The 21,496-nt window shown below is 74.4% G+C and carries 15 protein-coding genes; 1 reads left to right on the forward strand and 14 read right to left on the reverse strand.

Annotated elements, in window-relative coordinates; translation table 11 throughout:
• Positions 1 to 206: 206 nt before the first annotated feature.
• On the forward strand, positions 207 to 764 hold the full coding sequence (locus DEJ50_RS01390; protein ID WP_150205584.1) for a GNAT family N-acetyltransferase: 558 nt from the start codon (positions 207 to 209) through the stop codon (positions 762 to 764).
• On the opposite strand, the gene DEJ50_RS01395 is transcribed toward DEJ50_RS01390, so the two are convergent.
• The 14 genes from DEJ50_RS01395 to DEJ50_RS01460 are packed head-to-tail and all read right to left on the reverse strand — an operon-like array spanning position 761 to position 21,492.
• Positions 761 to 5,380 (reverse strand): hypothetical protein, encoded by a 4,620-nt coding sequence (locus DEJ50_RS01395; protein WP_150205585.1) that lies wholly within the window; start codon positions 5,378 to 5,380, stop codon positions 761 to 763. The two genes, DEJ50_RS01390 and DEJ50_RS01395, sit on opposite strands and share 4 nt — an antisense overlap.
• Positions 5,381 to 5,432: 52 nt before the next feature.
• A complete protein-coding gene (locus DEJ50_RS01400; RefSeq protein ID WP_223837515.1) occupies positions 5,433 to 5,762 on the reverse strand; it encodes an acyl carrier protein in 330 nt (109 codons plus the stop codon).
• A 32-nt stretch (positions 5,763 to 5,794) separates the two neighbouring features.
• A complete protein-coding gene (locus DEJ50_RS01405) occupies positions 5,795 to 8,980 on the reverse strand; it encodes a non-ribosomal peptide synthetase (RefSeq protein ID WP_150205587.1) in 3,186 nt (1,061 codons plus the stop codon).
• Positions 8,977 to 10,023, reverse strand: coding sequence for an alcohol dehydrogenase family protein (locus DEJ50_RS01410; protein ID WP_150205588.1), 1,047 nt, complete (start codon positions 10,021 to 10,023; stop codon positions 8,977 to 8,979). Before DEJ50_RS01410 ends, DEJ50_RS01405 begins: the two co-directional genes overlap by 4 nt.
• Complete coding sequence (locus DEJ50_RS01415; RefSeq protein ID WP_223837516.1) at positions 10,020 to 11,366, reverse strand: condensation domain-containing protein; 1,347 nt, start codon at positions 11,364 to 11,366, stop codon at positions 10,020 to 10,022. Before DEJ50_RS01415 ends, DEJ50_RS01410 begins: the two co-directional genes overlap by 4 nt.
• Before the next feature lie 2 nt (positions 11,367 to 11,368).
• Positions 11,369 to 12,184, reverse strand: coding sequence for a class I SAM-dependent methyltransferase (locus DEJ50_RS01420; RefSeq protein WP_150205590.1), 816 nt, complete (start codon positions 12,182 to 12,184; stop codon positions 11,369 to 11,371).
• A 13-nt stretch (positions 12,185 to 12,197) separates the two neighbouring features.
• On the reverse strand, positions 12,198 to 13,097 hold the full coding sequence (locus tag DEJ50_RS01425; protein ID WP_150205591.1) for an amidohydrolase family protein: 900 nt from the start codon (positions 13,095 to 13,097) through the stop codon (positions 12,198 to 12,200).
• On the reverse strand, positions 13,094 to 15,025 hold the full coding sequence (locus DEJ50_RS01430) for a beta-galactosidase trimerization domain-containing protein (protein WP_150205592.1): 1,932 nt from the start codon (positions 15,023 to 15,025) through the stop codon (positions 13,094 to 13,096). Before DEJ50_RS01430 ends, DEJ50_RS01425 begins: the two co-directional genes overlap by 4 nt.
• The gene (locus DEJ50_RS01435) at positions 15,007 to 16,158 is read right to left on the reverse strand and encodes a DegT/DnrJ/EryC1/StrS family aminotransferase (protein ID WP_150205593.1); all 1,152 of its coding nucleotides are present in this window, start codon (positions 16,156 to 16,158) and stop codon (positions 15,007 to 15,009) included. Before DEJ50_RS01435 ends, DEJ50_RS01430 begins: the two co-directional genes overlap by 19 nt.
• Positions 16,155 to 16,940 (reverse strand): NDP-sugar synthase, encoded by a 786-nt coding sequence (locus tag DEJ50_RS01440; RefSeq protein ID WP_150205594.1) that lies wholly within the window; start codon positions 16,938 to 16,940, stop codon positions 16,155 to 16,157. Before DEJ50_RS01440 ends, DEJ50_RS01435 begins: the two co-directional genes overlap by 4 nt.
• Positions 16,937 to 18,016, reverse strand: coding sequence for a glycosyltransferase family 4 protein (locus tag DEJ50_RS01445; RefSeq protein WP_150205595.1), 1,080 nt, complete (start codon positions 18,014 to 18,016; stop codon positions 16,937 to 16,939). The genes DEJ50_RS01440 and DEJ50_RS01445 overlap by 4 nt, the downstream gene beginning before the upstream one ends.
• Before the next feature lie 5 nt (positions 18,017 to 18,021).
• The gene (locus DEJ50_RS01450; protein WP_150205596.1) at positions 18,022 to 19,005 is read right to left on the reverse strand and encodes an NAD-dependent epimerase/dehydratase family protein; all 984 of its coding nucleotides are present in this window, start codon (positions 19,003 to 19,005) and stop codon (positions 18,022 to 18,024) included.
• On the reverse strand, positions 18,998 to 20,347 hold the full coding sequence (locus tag DEJ50_RS01455; RefSeq protein WP_150205597.1) for a nucleotide sugar dehydrogenase: 1,350 nt from the start codon (positions 20,345 to 20,347) through the stop codon (positions 18,998 to 19,000). Before DEJ50_RS01455 ends, DEJ50_RS01450 begins: the two co-directional genes overlap by 8 nt.
• An 11-nt stretch (positions 20,348 to 20,358) precedes the next feature.
• Positions 20,359 to 21,492 carry a hypothetical protein gene (locus DEJ50_RS01460; RefSeq protein ID WP_150205598.1) on the reverse strand — a complete coding sequence of 378 codons (1,134 nt, stop codon included), beginning with the start codon at positions 21,490 to 21,492 and terminating at the stop codon, positions 20,359 to 20,361.
• Between the last annotated feature and the right edge of the window lie 4 nt (positions 21,493 to 21,496).

Raw genomic sequence — 21,496 nt, forward strand, 5'->3', positions numbered from 1 at the left:
CGGCACCGACGCATCCTCGCCGGGGGGGCGCACGCCCCTCCCCCATCCCGCCGACGGGCGGCCCGAACCGGGCCGCCCGCGCGGGCGTTGGCCCGGAACGGGCGGTGACCGGGACGGGCATGGCATGATCGCGAGATGATCTCCAATGCAGCGATACCGCCCATACCACCCTTACAGCCCATCCCCCGGTCGTCCCCGCCGGCCGGATGGCCGCGAACGAACAGCCGGTGCTCGCTCTGGCCGGCGGCATGGAGCTGCGGCCATGGCGGCCGGAGGACGCCGGGGTACTCGTTGCGGCGAGCCGGGACCCGGCCATTCGGCTGTGGAACCGGCTGCTGGTGGACTCGCCCGAAGAGGCGCAACGGCGGATCGAGGGCATGCACGCGCGCTGGCGGGCCGAGCGCAGTGCCATGTGGGCCCTTGCCGGGCCGGACGGCGCACCGCCGGTGGGCCTGATCGGGTGGGGGGACATCGACCTGGCCGGCGGCAGCGCGGAGATCGTGTACTGGGTGCTGCCCGCCGCCCGCGGCGGCGGCCTGATGGCCGAGGCGGTACGACGGGCCTCCCGGTGGGCCTTGGAGGAACTCGGCCTGCACCGGCTGCGGCTGTGCCACTCGGTGGCCAACCCGGCGTCCTGCCGGGTGGCGGACAAGACCGGGTTCACCCTGGAGGGCACCCTGCGCAGTGCCCTTCTGCACGCGGACGGCTGGCACGACCAGCACCTGCACTCCCTCGTCCAGGGTGACCTCCAGGGCTCCTCCTAGACAACGGCCCTGTCCCCTTCCCAGGTGGTCCACGCCTCGGCGAACAGTTCGTGGAGCGGGACCGGGCTGAGGAGGCGGAGGAGGGGGGTGGTCAGGGTGGTGTTCTGGACGGTGGCCAGGTGGGTGGCCGGTTTGTGCGCCTCCAGGGGGAGGTGCGGGGGCTTCGGTTCGGTCCAGGGGCCGGGCAGGAAGGCCGTGCGGCCGGCCCGGGCCCGGCGGCCGGTCCGGACTGCGCCAGCCGCCACCAGTTCCGCCTGGGCCGCCTTGTGGCGGGCCGGACTCCAGGCGTTCCAGCGGCGGACGTTGGCGTCGGTGGGGCGGGCCAGGGCCAGGAGCTGGAGGTGGAGGGCGGCGGCGTCCGTGCTCACCCCGAGGGTCCGGGCCACTTCGGTGACCAGGGCGGGCACGGAGAGGGCCGGGTTCGTCTCGTAGCCGCCGGGCGGGACGGGGGTGGCGGTGGCCCGCTCGGTCAGGCGGGCGAGGCCCGCGAACAGGTCCCGGTGACGGTGTACGTCGGCCAGCAGGGCGGGCAGGGCCAGGCCGGTGCAGAGCCCGGCCGCCCGGTCCAGGCGTGCCGGGGCGGAGAGGGCGGCCGGGCGCAGGAAGACGTCCCCGGCGGGCACGGAGACCACGAACAGGCCGTCGTCATGGGCCGTGGACTGCTCCGCGGATCCCTCGCCGGTCTCCTGCCGGCCGGGCAGCACCGGGCCCTGGTACGGGGCGAAGGCCGGGTCGGCGGGCACCTGCCGGGCGAGCTCCCGGAACCGGCCCAGGGGGATCAGCGTGCCGGGGTCGTCCAGGACCGACCGCAGCCGGGCGTACAGGGCGAGGGCACCGCGGGCGGCCGGGTCGGCGACCGGGCGCTCGGTCAGGGCCCAGGCCACCACCGATGCGGCCCGGGTGTGGGCGGGGCAGCTGCTGTGCACCCAGGCTCCCGCGGTGCCGTCGGGCCCGGCGTGGTGGAGGGCGAGGGTGCCGGCCGTGCTGCCCGCGAGGACGAAGCCGCCCTCGCCGAACCCCGGATCGCCCTCGGGCGAGCGGCCGTCCGGCAGGGACCGCGCCCAGGTGTCGGGGAGGCCCAGCTCGGCGTCCAGTGCCGCGGCGAGGCCCTCGTCCACGTACGGCACGGTTCCGAGCAGCTCGCCCCAGACGGCGGCCATGCGTTCCGCGGCGGCGAGGGTCCCTCCCGGGGCCCACAGCTCGGCCGGGTCCTCGGGCATCCCGGCCGCGAGCACGGCCCGCTGCCCGGCCGGGCCGAGCCGGTGGAGGAGGGAGGCGTACTGCCGGGCCACATCCTTGTTCGCCTTGTACGGCGCCGAGCGCAACAGCTTCGCCAGATCGTCCTGGCGCGCGCGGTCGGGCAGCCCGGCCAGGACCAGGAGGGCGACCGGCCGCCGCACGCCGGTGCGCCAGCAGAACAGGTCCACGGCCTCGGGCTGGAGGGGCAGCGGGCCGTGTTCGGCGAGGAGTTCCAGCAGGCGGGGCAGCCGGTGGCGGTCGTCCCGGCCGATGGTGACGGTCTCGCACTCCTCGGCCTCCGCCGGGGCCGGATCGCCGGCCGGCTGGAGGAAGCGGGCCAGGCCGCCGTGTTCGGGAGCGGCGGCCACGGTGCCGCCGGCGGCCCGGCAGGCGGCCAGCTGCCGCTCCGGGGCCCGTCCGGTGCGCCAGGCCCGACCCGGTTCGGCGAACGGCTGGGTGCTCCAGGTCTCCAGCAGGGCCGCGAGGGCGGCGCGTTCCTCCTCGGGGGTGGGGGCGGTGGCCACCCGCCAGGCGACCGCGTCGATCCGGCCCGCCAGGGCGGCCCATTCGGCGGGGACCGCGGGCAGGGCCAGCCGCCGGGTCTCGTCGTCGATCTCCCCGCGCAGGTGACGGCCGTCGGCGGCGACGGCCGTCAGCAGGGCGGGATGGGGCTGCGGTACGTGGGTCTGCGGGTGGCGGTATTCGGGGAGCAGGCCACGCAGGGCGGGGGTGAGGACGGTGTCCGGTACCGGGTTGTCCAGGCGGACCACCGGGCCGGAGCGCATGATGGCCACCCGGCGGGACAGTTCGCGCCGGCGGTGCAGGATGCCGGCGGCCAGCCGGGCGGCGCGCGCCACGCCCTCCCGGACGCGCGGCTCGGCTACCCCGGGCAGGGCCGGGTCCCGGCCCGGCTCCGGGTGCAGGGCCGCGTCGAGCAGGCTCCGGACGGCCTGGTCGGCCACGGTGCGCAGGGCCTTGGACGAGGTGTCGTCGCGCGGGGTGAGGAAGTGCCAGAAGGCGGGCGGCGGGACCGGGCCGGCCTGCGCTCCGAGGGTACTGGTGCGCCCGTACTCCTTCTCGGAACCGGGGAAGCCGTGGACCTGCCAGAGCAGGGAGTTGTCCTCGGCGGCATGGCAGCGGATGGTGATGTCGCCCGTCAGTACGGCGTCCTCGGCGCCCTGCGGCAGGGCGATGATTCCGAAGGGGCGGCGGCCCCAGCGGCGGCTGCGGTAGCGGGCGGTTCGGCCGTCCACGGATTCCAGCCGGAACTCCCGCGGCGAATACCCGCTCCACGGGGTCTTGTTGAAGATCCGGCAGCCGACCAGCCGGCCGTCCTGGCCCAGCGGTGAGACGGGGGCGCCGGGCGGCAGGAAGGCCAGGACCTGGCCGTCCTCGTAGTACTCGGTGCCGGCGGGCGGTTCGGCGGTGCGGTGGAACTCGGGCAGGGTCCGGTCGGTGGTCCGGGCGCCGGTCGCGGGATCGAGCCGGGCCCAGCTCTTGAGGGTGCCGTGCACGCTGCCGCTCCAGAAGCCGCTGCCGTCGCTCAGCTGGAAGTCCCGGCCGCCGATGCCCTCCCGGTCGCCGGGCCGCAGGATCCGGTCGCCGTCGAACCGGCCGGTGCCGTCCGGGGTTTCGAACTGGTAGCCGAGGCCGCCCTGGATGGATCCGCCGTAGGGGCGCAGGCCCAGCTGCTGTTCGGGGACGAACACGTCCTCCGGGCGGTCGGCCCAGAAGGCGTGCGTCCCCCAGGTGTGGCGTTCGTGGTCGGTCCAGCTCACCAGGAACTGTCCGCCCGCCCAGTGCACGGCGTGGAAGGTGGCCTGCTCGGGGATCTCGAAGGTGCAGCTGCCGCGCGGGCCGGCGTGGTCGACGGCGACGGCACGGCCGGCGCCGTACACGGTCAGGACCGGCCAGCTGGTGGTGACCCGCACGGTCTCCTCCGGGCCGAACCCGGCCAGCGCCTCCTCCAGGGCGGGCCAGCCGAGCTCCTCGGGCAGCCCGGCGCGCAGGGCGCGGGCCAGCGGGCCGGTCAGGTCCAGCTCGGCGAGGGCCTCCTCGATGCCCTCGAGGGCGGTGGCGGTCGGCCGGTCCAGCAGCTCGCGCAGTTCGTCCACGGCCTCGTCGGCCGCGGCGAGGCCGCCGCCGCGCAGGGCTGCGAGCAGGCTCTCGATGCGGCTGTGCACCTCGGCTGCGATGCCGGCGTTGTGCGGGAGGCGGGTGATGGCCGTGCCCCGGCCGCGCAGCCCGGAGTGCACGGTGCCCTCCAGCCGGCGTCCGAACACCGGGTCGGCGGCGAGGGCCTTGAGGTCGCGCTGCGAGTGCGCGTCCCAGAATTCCAGCCGGACGGCGTCGCCCGGGTCGTGGACCTCGATGCCCTCGGCGAGGCAGGCGTCCAGCAGGTCGGCGTCCAGGTGCTGGTACCGGTACCGGTCCTCGTGCAGCCGCACCGCGGTGCCGGCGGCGCGCAGCCGCGGGGCGAACCGGCCGACCAGTTCGAAGAGTTCGGCCGGCATGGGCTGGCGGACCACTCCGCCGCCGGAGGGGCGGTGCGAGTAGGCGCGGGCGTACTTCCGCAGCCAGTCGGCGAGTCCGCCCTCGGGTTCGATCCGGCCGGCGGCTGCCGCGTCCGCCGCGCCGGAGTTCAGCAGGATCCGCAGCCAGGAGGCCGCATTGTTCCGGGACTCCGGGAACAGCTCGAACAGGGCCGCGCGCACCTCGTCCCCGGGCGGGTTCCCGGTCATCAGGTCCGCGACCGCGTCCAGCAGGCGGTCCGGCACCGCCGTGCCGGGCGCGGCGGCGACCAGCGGGGCCAGGATCCGGGCGTCCTCCTCCGGGCCCAGCCCGGCGGCCCGGGCCGAGGCCCGGACCCGGCGGCCCAGGTCGGCCGGCAGCTCGCCGGGGGACGCCCCCCATGCGCCGAGGAGCCGTACGAACTCCTCGTGTGCCGCCCCCGGTTCGAGCTCGGCGGCCAGCCAGGCCTGGTGGCCGCCGAGCTCGGTGGCGGGCAGCGCGCCGTGCCGGGCGTACAGCAGGACGTTCGCCCGGTGCCAGTCGGCGTCCACCGGCAGCTGGTGGGTGCGCTCGGCCTTGCGGGCCAGGCCGAAGGCGCGGGCCGCGGAGCGCAGGTGCACGGAGAACAGCCGGTGCCCCATCGTGTCCCAGAACCACGGCAGATGAGCCGGCGGGAGCTGCCGCGCCCGCCATTCCATGCTGTCGAGGAACCGGCCCGGCTTCCCGTACGCGCGGTACAGGGCCTCACCCGCGTCGGTGAGCAGGCCGAGGGCCGCCGGTCCGGCACCCGGGTCGTGGGCGTGCACCCAGTCGGTGTACACCGCCGAGGTGCGCGGATCGGAGGGCAGGGAAATCCGGTTGGTCATGCTTCGATCTTGGCACCTCCCACTGACAACGCCCGCCCGGGGGCCGGGTGGGTCAGGACGTGGTCGGAGTCGTGGCGGTCAGGAGGCACTCGGCCTGGGCCAGCGGGGTGGCGTCCTCGAAGAGGCGGTTGAGGAGGGCGCCTTCGAGCTCCACCGCCTCGACCTCGTCGACGCCCTGCTCGGCGAGGAGCCGGCCGATGGCCTGGAGGGCGAGCAGCGAGTAGCCGCCGAGTTCGAAGAAGTCGCTGTGGTGGACGTCGATGGACTCGGGGTCCACCTCCAGCAGTTCGGCCCAGATCCGGCGGACCGTCTCGGCGGTGGCCGGCACGGACGCCGCAGTGGTCGCGGGGGCGGTCTGGTGGGTGGTCTGGTCGTTGGGCATGGTGGGGTCCTTCCTGGGGGTGGGCGACGGCGTCAGATCGACGCGTCGGGGGTCTGGGCCAGCAGTGCGAGCAGCGAGGCGAAGTCCTCGCTGTGCCGGCGCGCGGTGGGCTCGTCGTAATGGGCGGGGTCGCATTCGAACCGACCCCGGTAGCCGCCGTCCTCGTCCTCGTCCAGCATCACGGTGGCGCCGAACTTCGCCCCGCCCGTGTCGACCGGCAGGGGTGTCACCGTCAGGCCCGGGAACGCGGGGGCGCGGACGGTCGTGCCGCCGTAGGAGAACATCAGCTGGAACACGGGGTTGTGGCGGCGGTCACGGGGCGGGCGCAGTTCCTCGACGATCCGCTCGAAGGGCACGTCCTGGTGGGCGAGCGCCTCCTGGACGGTGTCCCGGACGGCGCGGATCAGCCCGCGGAAGGTGACCTGCTCCGGGAGACGGGTGCGCAGCGCCACGGTGCGGGTGAACAGGCCGATCATGTCCGAGGTCTCCGGCCGGTCCCGGCCGGCCAGGAGGGTGCCGACGACCAGGTCCCGGGCGCCGCCGGCGCGGTGGACGAGGGCCTTGAAGCCGGCGAGCAGCACCATGAAGGGGGTGGCGCGCTCGGCCGCGGCCAGCTCCCGCAGCCGGGCCGCCGCCTCGGGGCGTACCCGGAAGGAGTGCCGGACCACATGGCCGGCGCCCGGGGCGGGGCGGCCCCCCGGCAGGGTGGTGAGCGGGGGCGCACCGGCCAGTTTCCGCTTCCAGTAGGCGAGTTGGCGTTCATGACCGGTGGCTCCGGTCTGCTGCCGGTCCCCGTGGGCGCAGACCTGCGCGTACGGGACGGGCAGCGGCGGCAGGGCGGCGCCCGCGCCGGTGCGGGCCTCCTCGTACAGCGCCGCCAGATCGCGGAACAGCACGTCCGTCGACCATCCGTCGAAGACGATGTGGTGCACGACGAGGGCCAGTACCTGCTCGTCCGGCGCGGCCCGCAGCAGGGCGGTGCGCAGCAGCGGGCCGCGCCGGAGGTCGAAGGGGGCGGCGGCCCATTCGGCGAGGGTGCGGTGCAGTTCCGCCTCGGGCCGGCCGGTCAGGTCGTAGCGGGCGGGGGCGAGCGTGTCGGCGGCCTCGGGCGGGGCGATGATCTGGACGGGTCGCCCGTCCTCGTCGCCGAGGGTGGTGCGCAGGGCGGCGTGCCGGCGTACGGTCCGGCGCAGCGCCTCGGTCAGCGCGTGCTCGTCGAGCGGGCCGTGCAGTCGCAGGACCACCGGTTCGTGGTAGGCCGTGCTCGACGGGGCCATCCGGTGCAGGAGCCACATGCGTCGCTGGGCGGGAGTCAGGGGCGCGCGCGATGCCCCCTCCCCCGTCCCGGCGGACCTGCCGCCGGTCCCGGGCCGCCGGGACTGGAGCAGGGCGGCGAGCGCGCGCACGGTGGGGGCCTCGAACAGCATGCGCTGGCGGGCGTCGACGGCGAGGACCTCGCGCAGCCGGGCGGTCAGGCGGGTGGCGGTCAGCGAGTCCCCGCCGAGGGCGAAGAAGTCGTCCTCGGCCCCGACCCGGGGCAGGCCGAGGGTGAACGCCCAGACTCCGGCCAGGGCCGCTTCCAGCGGGGTGCGGAGTGCGGCAGCGCCCGGTTCCGGCCCCGGTTCCGGCTGCGCGGGGCCGAGCGGCAGGTCGCGCAGCGCCCGTCGGTCCACCTTGCCATGGGGGTTCAGCGGCAGATCGGGGACGGCGACGATACGGGCCGGGACGAGCGCGGGTGCGAGGGTGTTCCGCAGCCGGTCGCGCAGCCCGGCCTCGTCGGCCCGTCCCTCCTCCCAGACCACCAGGGCGCACAGTTGATCGGTCCCGGCGGCGGTGGCGCGGGACAGGACCGCGCTGCCGGCCACCCCGGGGTGCCGGCCGATGGCGGTCTCGACCTCGCCCGGTTCGATGCGGACACCGCGGATGTTGATCTGGTGGTCGGCGCGGCCGAGGAATTCGAGGGCGCCGTCCGGACGGCGCCGGGCGAGGTCCCCGGTCCGGTACATCCGGTCGCCGGGGTGCTCGGCGTACGGATCGGGCAGGAAGCGCCCGGCGGTCAGGGCGGGCCGGCCGAGATAGCCCCGGGCCAGGCACGGCCCGGCCAGGTAGAGCTCGCCGGGTTCGCCGTCGGGCACCGGGCGGAGCCGTTCGTCGAGCACATGGACCCGGATCCCGGGCAGCGGGGTGCCGATGGGGACGCGCGGCCACCGGCGGAGCGCCGCCGCGTCCTCGCGCTGCACCTCGTACAGGAGCTGGGAGACGGTGCCCTCGGTGGCGCCGTACTCCTGCACCAGCCGTACGCCGCTGGGCAGCCAGTCGGCGACCCGGTCGGGAGCGACCTGTTCGCTGCCGACGACGAGCAGGCGGAGGGAGGCGGGCGGGTGCGGGGTGCCGTCCCGGTCGAGCTCACGCAGCCACTCGTACCAGTAGGCGGGGGTGAGTTGCAGGACGGTGACGGACTGCTTGCGGGTCACCGCCAGCAGGCCGGCCGCGTCGGCGAGGGAGTCGTCGGGGTCGATGACGAGGCAGGCGCCGGCGGCCCAGGTGGACAGGATCTCCTCGGCGGCCACCGAGAAGCCCGGGGAGGCGAACTGGAGCACGCGGTCGGCCGGCCCGAGGTCGAGGCGACGGCCGATGTTGCGGGCGAGGTCGGCGAGCGGGCCATGGGCGAGTCCGACGCCCTTGGGGCGGCCGGTGGAGCCGGAGGTGTACGCGATCCAGGCGAGGTTCTGCGGGTGCAGCCGCGGCTCCGCCGCTTCGTCCGCGTCCGCCTTCGCCGCTTCGTCCGCGTCCGCGTCAGCCTCCGCCTCCTCGTCCAGGCAGAGCACCGTGGCACCCCGCAGGGCCGGAGCGGCGGCCGTGTCGCGCCGCGTCAGGACCAGGGCCGCGACCACGTCCTCCCGGATGAACGCCAGGCGCTCGGCCGGGTAGGAGGGATCGAGCGGCACGCACACGCCCCCCGCCTTGAGAACGGCGAGGATGCCCACCGCCAGGTCGGCCGACCGGTCCAGGAACAGGCCGACCGGCACCTCGGGCCCCACTCCGCGGCGGCGCAGCAGCCGGGCGAGCCGGCCGGCGCGGCGGTCGAGCTCGACGTAGCTGATCCGCCGGTCGCCGCTGAGCACGGCGAGCGCATCCGGGGTGTGGCGGGCCCGGCTCTCGACCAGCCGGTGCACCCCGGCACAGCCGGTCCGGGAGGCCGACTCGGAGGTGGTCACGGGAGCAGCACCACCTTGCTCGCCTCACCGGCGTCGAACAGCCGGAAGGCCTCGGCGGCCTCGGCGAGCGCGAGCCGGTGCGAGATGACGAAGGTGGGGTCGATCCGGCCCGCGCGCACCAGGTTCATCAGGGCCTCCCGGTCCCGGATCGGATCGCCGACGGCGAAGCGCAGGGTGATCTCCTTGCCGAAGGCCGGCCCGGTGGGCATGGGCATGGCGGTGGAGGCATGGGCGCCGACGGCGCACACCACTCCGGCCGGCCGTACGATCTCCAGCGCGCTCAGCAGCGAGGCGTCCGTTCCGACGGCTTCCAGGACCACGTCCGCGCCCCGTCCCCCGGTCAGTTCCCGGATCCGGTCGGCCAGGCCCTCGCCGGCGGGCACCGGGTCGGCGCCCTGTCCGGCGGCCAGCCGGCGGCGGCTCTCCAGCGGGTCGACGGCCAGCACCCGGGCGGCCCCCAGGAGCCAGGCGCAGCGCAGGGCCAGCAGGCCGACGGGCCCGCAGCCCACGACCGCGACGGTGTCCCCGGGCCGGACCCGGCCGCCGGACGCGCCGGCGTACCCGGTGGCCAGGACATCGCCGATGAGCAGGGCCTGCTCGTCGCCGACCCCGTCGGGGACCGGGGAGAGGACCACGTCGGCGAAGGGCACGCGGACGTACTCGGCGTGGCCGCCGGGGTAGGCCGTGGTACCGACGACGGTGTCGTACCCGAACAGGCCCACCCGTTCGCACTGGTAGTGCCATCCCCGGTGGCAGTACCAGCAGCGCCCGCAGGCGATGACGTCCGAGGCGAGGACGCGGTCGCCGGGCCGCAGGCCGCGGACCTCGGGGCCGACCGCCTCGATGACGCCGGTGAACTCGTGTCCGGTGACGGTCCCGGGGGTGAACGAGGCGATCTCGCCCCGGTAGGGGTGCAGGTCGGTGCCGCAGACGGCGCTGGTGACCACCCGGACGACGGCGTCGTCGGGAGCCTCGATGCGGGGGTCGGGGACGTCCTCGGCGAGCTTCACGTGATGGGGTCCGTGCCATTGCAGTGCCCTCATACGGCGCTCCTCGGGCGATGGGGGCGGTCCGGGGACTCGGCGGGGTCGGCCACGGTTCGCAGGGTGTCGACGAGTTCGTCGAGCAGGCGGCGGGCGGCTTCGTCGTCGTACCGGCCTCGGTCGTGGGTCAGCAGCGCCCGCAGCGCCCCGTCCTCCTCGTAGAAGCCGAGGTCGAGCGCGTAGCCGGAGTAGGGGTCGTGGTTGACCAGGGTGGCGTGGAGGCCCTCGAGTGCGGGCGGCACCTCGGGGGTGGACTGGAAGGAGACGCAGACGTTGATCACCGGCCGGAAGCCGGGGCGCTTCAGGCCGAGTTCGGCCATCAGTCGCTCGTACGGGATGTCCCGGTTCACGTACACGCCGAGCAGGGTGTGCCGCACCTGGCCCAGCAGGGCGCCGAAGTCGGCGTCCCGGGCCACCCGGAGGCGGATGGGCAGGACGTTGACGAAGAATCCGACGGCCTGCTCGAACTCCGGCCGGCCGCGGAATCCGCCCCGGGTGCCCACCAGGAGGTCGTCGGTGTCGGTGTGGCGGCGCAGCACCTGGCCGAAGGCGGTGAGCAGCACCATGTAGAGGGTGACACGGGCCTCGCGGGCGACGGCGCGCAGCCGTTGGTGCAGAGGCTGGGGGAAGGTCAGCCAGGCGGTGGCCGGGCGGGCGGTGGTGGCCCGGCCGGCCGGCGGGTCGGCGGTGGCGAGGGAGAGGTCGGGCAGCGGGGTCACCTCGGCGAGTGCCCGCTCCCAATGGGCCAGTTGCCGGGCGTACGCGGGGCCGTCGAGCCAGTCGTGCTGCCATCGGACGAAGTCCCCGTACTGGGCGGGGGCGGAGGGCAGGGGTGAGGGGCGGCCGTGCAGGAACGCGGTGTAGAGCTGCTCCAGTTCCCGGAAGAGTACGGCCCACCAGGACCGGGCGTCCGAGACCAGGTGGTGCGCGGTGATCCTCAGGAGGTGCTCGCGGGCCCCGAGGCGGATCAGCGCGGCCCGCACCACCGGGCCCCTGGCCAGGTCGAACGGGCGCCGGAGGTCCTCGGCCAGACAGCGGTCGGCGGCTGCGTCCCGCTCCCACACCGGCAGGCCGGTGAGGTCGGCCTGCCCGAGTGGGACGCGGACGTCGTCGGTCACCTGTCGGACCGGGGTGCCGGCGACGACGGGGAAGCGGGTGCGCAACGCCTCGTGGCGGCGCACGAGTTCCTCGATGCTCCGGTGCAGGGCGGTGTGGTCCAGGTCGCCGACGAGCCGGAAGGTCATCGGGTCGGCGTACAGGGTGGTGCCGGCCCGCCGTTCCAGGAACCACATGCCCTGCTGGGCGTAGGACAGGGGGCCGCCGCCCATGGCCGGGCCGACCACGGCTAGTTGACCCCGTGGACGAAGAGCCAGCGGCGCGGGACCTCGCTGAGCTCCAGTTCGCGGAAGGTGGTGTGCAGGGCCGCCGTCAGTGCCTCGGAGCCGAGGGCGAGTCCGGTGGGGCCGGTCAGGCCGGTGGCGCCCTCGATGAAGACCGAGTAGCCGCACAGCGCCTCCCAGTCGTCGAGGGTCCATCCGTACTCCACCTCCTCGGAGGTGACCTCGGCGAACCCGGCTTCGGTGAAGAGTCGTTCGTGGTCCTGCGGGGTCAGGGTCTGCATCGCCACCGGCCGGCTGCGCTCCAGTACGAGGTCGCTGCCCCGCTGCTGGAGCCAGGCGCGGGCGGTGCGCAGCCAGGAGGCGTAGAAGCGGCGGGTCGCCGAGGGCACGGCACCTTCGTAGAAGAGGGTGTTGACGGCGCACCGGCCTCCGGGGCGGAGCATCCGGTGGCAGCCGGTGATGACGGCGGCCCGCTCGGTCGCCGGGATCTGGTGCATCACATTGCTCAGGACGGTGACGTCCACGGGGCCGATGAGGGAGGCGACGTCCTGGGCGCGGCCCTGGACGAGGCGGACCCGCGGGTCGGTCAGGCGGGCACGGGCGATGGCCAGTTCGTGCGGGGACGGGTCGACGCCGACGACGGAGCCGACCTGGTCGAAGCGTTCGAGGAGCAGCTGGGTGGCGAGTCCGGAGCCGCAGCCGACGTCGACGACGACGCCTCCGGCGGGGGCGGCGCAGATGTCGACCAGTCGCTGGGTCACGTCGCCGTACAGGGGGCGGCGTGACATGGCGTCGAATTCGTATCCCTGGGCGAATGTCATCGTGTCTGCGTCCTCATTCCTGGTTCGTGCGGATCGTGTGGCTTGTGTGGCTCGTGGGCATCAGGCGGGCGGCGGTTCCGCCCATCACGGCGCGGTACTCCTCGGGGCTCAGCGGATCGGCGCCGGGCGGCCAGAGGCTGCTGTCGCGGGCCAGGGCGGCCATCCGGGCCACGGAGTCGGTCATGGCGGCGAAGGGGTGGTCGGTGCCCCACAGCACGCGGTCGAGCACGCCCCGCGCGCGGGCGTGGGCCAGGGCCTCGGCGACCCGTTCGGGCGGCCGGTAGGAGCCGAAGATCGACAGGTCGGCGTACAAGCGGGGGTGGCGGGCGAGCAGTTCCACGCAGGGTCCGGTCCACGGTGTGCCCAGATGGGCCAGGATCAGTGTCAGGTCCGGGAAGTCCCGGGCCACCGGCTCCAGCAGCAGCGGGGAGAAGTAGCGGCCGTCGGCGTTCTTCGCCGGGGTGTAGCCGGTGTGGACCAGTACGGGGATGCCGAGCTCGGCCGCCGTCTCGTAGACCTCGTACCAACGGCGGTCGGCGGGTGACATCCGCAGGTAGCAGGGGGCGGTTTTCAGGCCGCGCAGTCCCAGTCCGGTGACGGCGTGGCGCAGCGCGGCGGCGGCGCCGGGGGTGCCCGCGTCCACGGAGGCGAAGCCGGTGAAGCGGCCCGGATGGCGGGCGCACAGGTCGGCCACGAACTCGTTCGGCACCGAGAACCCCTCGACGCGCCGTACGTCGAAGGCCAGCAGGAAGGCGTGGTCCACGCCGGCCGCGTCCATCTCGGCGAGCAGCGCGGCCTCGGGCGCGGACAGCGCCTCGGGGGGCCGGCCGGTGGTGGCCGTCATCTGCTCGGCGAAGGCGGCCGAGTAGTGCCGGTACAGCTCCCCGGCGTGGACATGGGAGTCGATGATCATGCGGGGATGCCCTCCGGGTCGTGCGGGGCCGCGGCGGCAGGCGCCTGCGCGGCGGTCCGCCACCGCACCAGGTGCACCCCCTTCGCCTCCAGGGTGAGCCGCTCGGCCGTACCCGCCCGGCGCAGCACCGTCCGTACCGGCAGGGGGGCGTGGTTGATCACCACCCCGCAGCGTTCCGGCCCGCGTTCCAGCACGGTGGTCTCCACCCGGGGATCGTCGGCGCTGAGTGCGGGCCGGATGCCGTGTGCCTCGGCGATCGCGGCGTACAGCCGGTGCCAGGGGGCCTCCTCGAGGCGGTACGGGGCGCCGAGCCGCTCCTCCAGCGGCGCGTTCAGGTAGTACGCGGTGCCCCGGCCCCGCCGGTGCCGGGTCAGCGCGGGCGCGCCGCCCGGGTAGGCGGCCAGGACCTCGGCGCCGGCCGCGTCGATCACCGGGATGGGTCCGGGCGGCCATTCGACCGGGAGGTCGACGCCGGCCCAGCCGATCCGGTCCTGGTCGGCGCTGCGCCGGGTGAAGTCCTTGATCCGGATGCCGAACAGGTGCTCGTCGCCGGCGCCGCCCAGCAGGTCGCCGGTGGTGTACAGGAGGACACCGCCGGCCTCGACGTACCGTTCCAGGCGCCGCCGGTCGGCGAGAGACAGCTGCCGTACCGAGGGGCAGACCACCAGCGTGTGCCGGCCCGGTTCGGGGCCGGTGCGGCCCAGGAACTCGTGGGGCAGATGGGCCTGCTGGAGCAGCAGATCGGCCACGAACGCGGCGGTCTCCCCGGCCCCTGATGCGGCTTCGGGGCCGGCCAGGTAGCCGGACTCGGGGCCGGCCGTCCGCTCGGGCAGGAAGATCCCGACCTCGGCGGGCAGCGGCCGGAAGCCCGCGAGTTCGCCGGTGGTCACCCGGCGGGCGAAGGCCCGGTACTCGGCCATGGCGGGCTTCTGGCGGCCGGCCGCGTCCAGCAGTCCGACCAGGCGTTCGCCGGGCCGCAGCGCGTACGGCTTGCGCTCGGTGGTGAAGTCCTGCCAGCACCAGACGGCGGTGCCGACCGCCCCGGCGGCGAAGGCGCTGTGTGCGGCGGCGCGGAGATAGCCGGCGGCGGTGGCCTCGTCACACCCGTAGCTGCCCATCTCGTCCACGTACACCGGGGCGTGGGCCCGTCCGCGGCGGACGAGGTGGGGCAGGTAGGAGGTGGCCTTGGGGGCGGAGACGGCCTCGATCCCGAACGGGGTCCACACCGGGAAGCCGTGCAGTCCGACCAGGTCGAGCGGTTCGGCGTGCTCGGGCCGGAAGGCGTGCCGTCCGAACACGGCGGAGCCCTCGTTGGCCTGGAGCACCAGGGTGCCCGGGTCCGCGGCGCGTACGGCGTTGGCGAGCAGCGCCCACCAGGCGCGGGCCCCGGCCGGGTCCACGGTGGCGGAGGCGGCCGGGTCGACGTGGATGACCTCGTCGCCGAGGTCGTACGCGAAGATGTTGGGCTCCGCATGCAGGGACGCGGCGATGTGGTGCACGAAGGCGCGCTGCCGCTCGGCCATGTCCGCGTCGTGCCACAGGTCGCGGCCCCGCCGCCAGGGCGGGTCGAAGAGCTGCCCGTTCATCCAGATGGTCAGCAGCGAGGGCAGGCAGAGCAGGCCGTGCCGGTGTGCGAGGCGGGCCAGTTCGCGCAGCCGCTCGGTCATCACCGGGTCGTACCGGCCCTCCTCGGGCTCGAAGTCGGACCAGAAGACAAAGAACCGCACGGTGTTGAAGCCGAGGGCGGCCATGGCGCGGAAGTCGGCGTCGAGTGCCTGCGGGTCCCATTCCCGCCAGTAGTCGCAACCGGTGCGGGAGGGGTGGTAGTTGCAGCCCACGCTGAAGAAGGGCCGACCGTCGCGGTGCGGGACCCCGTCCACGAGCCGGATGCGCCCCACGGCGGCAGCGTTCACCGGGCCGGCTGCCATGCGGAGCTCACCGCCTCGGCGACCTGTTCGACCTCCGTGGGGCCGATCCCGGTGTGCAGCGGCAGCGACAGCTGCCGGCGGGTGACGCTCTCGGTGACCGGCAGGCTGCCGGGGCCCAGTCCCAGGCGGGTCCGGTAGGCCGTGAACAGGTGGGTGGGCGGGTAGTGCACACCGGTCTGGATGCCGGCGGCGCGCAGCCGTTCCTGGAGCTGTTCGCGGTCCGTCCCCTCGGGCAGCACCACCGGGAACAGGTGGTGGGCGCTGTCCTCGACCCGGTGGCCGGCGAACGGCAGAGTGAGGCCGGGCAGGCCGGCCAGCGCACGCCGGTAGGCCCGTACCGCCTCCTGGCGCCGCTGCGCCGCGGCCGGCAGTGCGTCCAGCTGGACCCGGCCGATGGCGCAGGCGATCTCGGTGGGGCGGTAGTTCAGGCCGAGGGCGTCGACGTCGTACAGGGAGGGGCCCCCGCGGTGGCGGTCCTGGGCGCCGACGGTCAGCGCGTGCGAGCGCAGTCGCCGGATCCGCTCGCGCACGGCGGGGTCGCGGGCCACGACGGCACCGCCCTCGCCCATGGCGAGGTTCTTGGTGGCGAAGAAGCTGTAGCAGCCGATGTCGCCGACCGTGCCCAGGACGCCGTGCGGGGTGGGGGTGGCGGGGGCGTGGGCGCTGTCCTCGATCAGGGCGAGTCCGTGGCGCCGGGCCAGGGCGGCCAGGGCGGGCAGCTCGGCCGCGTACCCGCCGTAGTGCACGGCGACCAGGGCCCGGGTGCGCGGGGTGATCCGGGCGGCCATGTCGGCCGGGTCCACGCACAGGTCGTGGTCCCCGCGGACCTCGGCGAAGACGGGGGTGGCACCGCACAGGGAGACCACGGCGGCCGTGGAGACGAAGTTGAGCGAGGGCAGGATCACCTCGTCGCCCGGGCCGAGGCCCAGGGCGAGGACGGCCAGGTGCAGGGCGGCGGTCCCGTTGCTGACGGCGACGGCGTCGTCCACGCCGAGGGCGGCGGCGAAGCGCGCCTCGAAGTCCCGGGTGACGGGCCCGGCGGACAGCCATCCCGAGGTCATGACCTCGGTCACGGCGGCGGTCTCGGCCGCGGTGAGCTCCGGCCGGTACAGGTTGATCTTCCAGTCGGTCATCCGCCCACCACCTCCTCCGCGCTGCCGGTACGGGCGTACGGTGCGCCGGGCGGCCCGGCGCGGCCCGGGCCGTGCGTGCGGCCGAGGTAGCGGGCGCGGTCGGCGCGGAACGCCGCGGTGGCCTCGGCCAGTTGCTCGGGGGTGCCGATGTCGTGCCAGGCGCCGTCGAAGACATGGCCCTCGATGCGCTCGCCCTGGCGGCGGGCGGTCTCCAGAAGGGTGGGCATGTCGTACCGGCCGCGGGGCGGCAGGTAGCGCAGCAGTGCGGGTTCCAGGACGTAGATGCCGCTGCTGACCAGGAATTCCATGCGGGGCTTCTCCCGGAAGTCGGTCACCCGCTCCTCCTCGTCGATGTGCACCACGCCGTGGGCGATGTCGAGGTGCTGTGGTGCGAGCGCGATGGTGGCGGTCGCCTGCGACTTCTTGTGCCGGGACCACAGCGCGGCGAAATCGAGGTCGGTGAGGACGTCCGCGTTCATCACGAGGGTGGAGTCCTCCGGCGGTGGCAGCAGCGCCAGTGGACCTGCGGTGCCCAGCGGTTCGCGCTCCAGCGAGAAGTCGAGTTCGAGGCCCGACCAGCGGTTGCCGCCGAAGCTGGCCTCGATCATGTGGGCGCGGTAGCCGAGCGAGAGCGTGACGTGGGTGAAGCCCGCACCGCTGAGCTGCCGCAGGATGAGGTGCAGGATCGGTGTCCCGTCGACCGTCATCAGCGGTTTCGGGATCTTGAGGGTGGCGGGGCGCAGCCGGCGGCCCTCTCCCCCGGCCAGGACGACGGCCCTCATCGCGCCCCCTCGGGGTGGGGACGGGCGGACACCAGGTCCGTGTAGACCGCGTGCACCCGGTCGGCGACCGCCTCCCAGGTCAGTTCGCGCCTCGCCCGGTCGTGTCCGCGGGCTCCCATCGCCGCCCGCTCCTCCGGGTCGGCCAGCAGCCGGCCGATGGCCTCGGCCACCGGCCCGGCGGCCGGGTCCGCGATCAGGCCGTCGACGCCGTGGGTGATGACCTCGGCGCTGCCGGTGAAGGAGGAGCCGATGACCGGTTTGCCGCAGCACCAGGCCTCCACGTAGACCAGCGGGAAGACATCGGCGGTGGAGGGCAGGCAGAACAGGTCGCAGGCCGCCAGCGCGCTGTGTTTGACGTCCTCGTCCACGAGGTCGAGTTCGGTGATCCGCGGATCGGCGTGGGCGGCGAACACCTCGTCGCAGTCGGCGTCCCAGCGGGGGCCGAGGAAGGCGAAGTGCGCGGTGGCATGCCGCTGCCAGACCTGGCGGGCCGCTTCCAGCAGGACGGTGTAGCCCTTGGAGCGCATCTTGCGGCCGAGGAAGAGGACCAGCGGGCCGGTGATGCCGTGCGCCCGGCGGAAGCCCTCGGGGTCGGCGGTGCCCGGCAGATGGGGTCCCTGTCCGATGAGGTGCAGTGCCCGGTCGGCGACGCCTTCGGCGCGCAGCATCGCCCGCTCGGCATCGGTGAGGACGAAGACGGCGTCCGCCTGCCGGCAGCCGTCGAGTACGGTCTGCCGGTCCGGCCACACCTCGGGCGCGGAGGCGGGCGTGACGGCGAAGGGGACGTCCCAGGCCCGGGCGAGGCGCAGCCCGGCCCGGATGTCCTCGGGATGGTAGGCGTCCACCGCGTGCACCAGGTCCGCCTGCCGGGCGGTGCCCTCGGCCCCGGCGGGGGGCAGGGGTTCCAGGCCGACCCCGGCGGCTGCCAGGAACCGGGCGGAGTCCTCGTCCACCTGCCCGCTCCAGACGCCCGTGTCGAGTCCGCGCCGGCGCATGGCGGCGGCGAGGTACTGCGTCATCAGTTCGGCCCCGGCGCGCGCCGGGAAGTAGCCGCGGTGCACGTACCGCACCCGCATGCCGCTCACCGCCCCGTTTCGCGGGCCGCGATGTCCTGCGCGTACCAGGCGAAGGTGCGTCGCAGCCCCTCGTCCAGGTCCACTCCCGGCCGGTAGCCGGTGAGTTCGCGCAGCCGGGTGAGGTCCGGCAGGCGCCGGGCCGGGGACAGCGGGGGTGCGGGCCGGAGGTCGAGGGCGGGCCGGAGGCCGGCCGTGTCGAAGATCTTCCGGGCGAGGTCCGCGATGAGGATCTCCTCCCGGTCGTTGCCGACGTTGACCAGGAGCGCTTCCTTGCCGGGCAGGGCGGTCAGCGCGACGATGGCCTCCACGGCGTCGTCGACGTGACAGAAGGCGCGGGTCTGGTCGGCGCCGTAGACCGCGAAGGGGTCGGCCCCGCCGAGCAGGCGCTCGATGAACTGCGGGATGACGTGCTCGTATCCCATGCGGGGGCCGTAGATGTTGTGGAAGCGGACCATGCGCAGCGCGAAGCCGTGCGCATGGGCGTAGTGGCGGCACAGCTGCTCGCCGGCGATCTTGCTGAAGCCGTACGAGGAGCGGGCCACGCCCGGGTCGGGGACCAGGAGCGGGACGTCCTCGGAGGTGGGGACGGGGGCCACGCCTGCCTCGACGCTGCCGGCGTACGCCTCGCTGGAGGAGGCGAAGCAGAAGGTGGCGTCGGGGAGGGTGGTGAACCAGTCGAGGAGGTGGACGGTGGAGAGCAGGTTGGTGCGCAGGACGCGCTGCGGCTGCTCGTTGGAGTGGACGACGCCCACGACGGCGGCCAGGTGGTAGACCTCGGCGAAGTCGCCGGGCAGCAGCCCGGGGGGCACGGGGGTGGTCAGGTCGTGTTCCACCAGGGTGACCTGGCCGAGCAGGTCGGCCAGTCGCTGGTCGGACCGGCCCCGGCTGAAGTCGTCGAGGAGGGTGACCTCGCAGGTGGGGGCGAGCCGGGCGGCCAGGTGCAGGCCGATGAATCCCGCACCGCCGGTTATCAGGATCTTCTTACGCACTGCCGAGCCTCATTACGTTCGTCGTGGGCGGCAGGACCCGCCAGGTGTCGTACACCAGGGCCGGCGGGTGCATCCGCGCGATCAGGTCGTCCAGGTCTTCGGGGGTCAGTTCGCCGTAGGACGGGTGGTCGTTGAGGAGGAGCGCGGCGTGGGCGCCGGTGAAGCCGTCGGCCAGGGAGGCGGGACGCACTCCGAGGGCCTCGATACGGGCGGGCGGGACCACGAAGTCGTGGCCGACGATCTCCGCCACCCGGCCGCGCAGGAACTCCAGCAGCGGCTGGTACGGGGCGCCGCGCAGGTCGTCGGTCTCCGGGCGGCCCTTGTACGCGAACCCGGAGACCAGGATCGTGGCCCGGGCGGGGTCCTGGCCCTGCTCCTGCAGTGCGGCCAGGACGCGGGCGCCGACCCGGCGCGGCATGGACTCGTTGAGGGTGCGGGCGGCCCTGATCAGGTGCGGGGTGTGGCCGTGCGGAGCGAGCGAGTGCGCGAGCAGGTAGGGGTCCTTGGTGAGGCAACTGCCGCCGACGAAGCCGGGCTTGTTGATGTCGGGCCGGGGGTAGTCGAGGTTGGCGGACCGGATGATCTCCATGGCGTCGAGGCCGAGGGTCTCGGTGATCAGTGCGACCTCGTTGCCGAACCCGTAGATGAGGTCGGTGTGGGTGTTGCAGACCAGCTTGACCAGTTCGGCGGCCTCCAGCGAGGAGACCGGGACGACCTGTCCGCTGACCGTGGCGAAGAATCCGGCGGCCAGTTTGGCGGCTTCGTCGGTCAGCCCGCCGACGATCTGCGGGAGGGAGAGGAGTTCGGCGAGTGCCCGGCCCTGGATGGTGCGTTCGGGGCAGAAGGCCAGCAGCGGCCGGGCGGTGCGGTGGCGGAGCAGGGGCAGCACCAGGCCGCGGGTGGTGCCGACCGGGACCGTACTGCGCACGATGACCAGGGTGTCCTCATCCGCGGCGGCGGCGACCGATTCGGCGGCCGACCGGAGGTGGCGCAGGTCGGGGGTGGTGCCGCCGGCCTCGATGGGGGTGCCGACGCAGATGATGGCGACGGGCGGGAGCGGGCCGCCGGCGAGGTCGGTGGTGACCGCGAACGTGCCGTTCCCGGCGCTCTCCTTGAGGAGGTCCTCGACTCCGGGTTCGGCCAGGCGCAGGCGGCCCCGGGCGAGGTCGGCGGCCACCTCGGGGTCGGTTTCGAGGCCCAGGACCCGTTTGCCGGTGGACAGCAGCGCGGCGGCGAGGGTGACGCCGACGTACCCGAGTCCGACGACGCACACGTCGAAGTCGGCGGAGCCGGCGCGGTCGGTGGTGTCCGCCGCGTCTTCGTGTGACGTGGGTGATGACATGGGATGTCCTTTCAGCACACGACCCAGTGGGTCTTCTCGGGCCTGCCGCCCAGCTGCCGCTTCTGGTCGTCGAGGCCCTTGACCTCGGAGCCGCCCGCGTCGACCTCTCGGATCCCCTGGTTCCACATCTTTTTGAACACGGTCAGCCAGACGTACTGGGGTATCGCGGTGAAGCCGGTGGGGTCCTTGAAGATCCCGGTCAGCCGCTCCGGGAAGCGCATCGACATCGTGCAGTAGAGCGAGGCGCGGTGGTCTGCGGTGCGTTCGCCGGCGAAGAACATCACCGGCACCTCCTCCCCGCCCGTGACGGTGAGGCTGCCGAGGTACGCGAAGTAGTCGTGCTCGTTGAGCCCGCCGGGCCGCTGGGTGATCAGCGCCCGGTAGTCCTCGGGGGTGGAGCCGACGACCTCGCCCTGCTCGCGGCGGGCCGCGAAGTAGCCCTCGACGATGCCGCGGGCCTTGGCGGTCTCGGCGGTGCTGTGCCCGTAGGGCAGGACGTGGAAGCCGAGGTGGTCGTTGCGGGCGAGGAAGTTCTCGAAACGGCGGTGGGCGAGGCGGTTCTTGCTCTTGTACTTGCGGTTGGCCTCGCCCGGGAGGTTCCTGACCCGCAGCCCCCCGCCGGCCTCCGGCTCCAGGATCTCCTCCAGGTGGTAGACCCGGTTGGGGTGGGTCTCGTCCTCCTCGGGGGCGACCGGGTGCCAGGGGTCCTTGGAGACGGGCTCGAAGCCGGCGGCGAGGAACAGCGCGTGGTCGCTCGGCGAGAGGTGCCGTACGTAGACGGTGGTGCGGGCCAGGCCCGCCTCGCGCACCGCGGCGACGAAGGAGGTCACCGCCGCGATCCGGTCGGGTCCCTTGGGCGCCACGATGTGCAGGTGTTTGGCGGGGCCGTCCTCCTTGCTGAAGTAGCCGACGCCGAAGAGGTTCTCCCCGTCGTGGAACACCAGCCCGTTGGGGTGGTGGGTGCTGGTGCCGCGGACGTTGTAGCCGTTGGTGTAGAGCATCAGCCCGAGATGCCCCATCGCGAACGATCCGTCCTTGAACCGGGAGATGGTCTCGAAGGACTCCTCCACGGGCCGGAGCTTGTCCCCGAAGAGGGACTGCAGTCGGGCCTCGAACTCGTCGCGCTCGGTTGCCGGCGGATGCAAGGGA

Origin of the sequence: Streptomyces venezuelae, from assembly GCF_008642295.1 — a bacterium.
In the GTDB taxonomy this organism is placed as follows: domain Bacteria; phylum Actinomycetota; class Actinomycetes; order Streptomycetales; family Streptomycetaceae; genus Streptomyces; species Streptomyces venezuelae_C.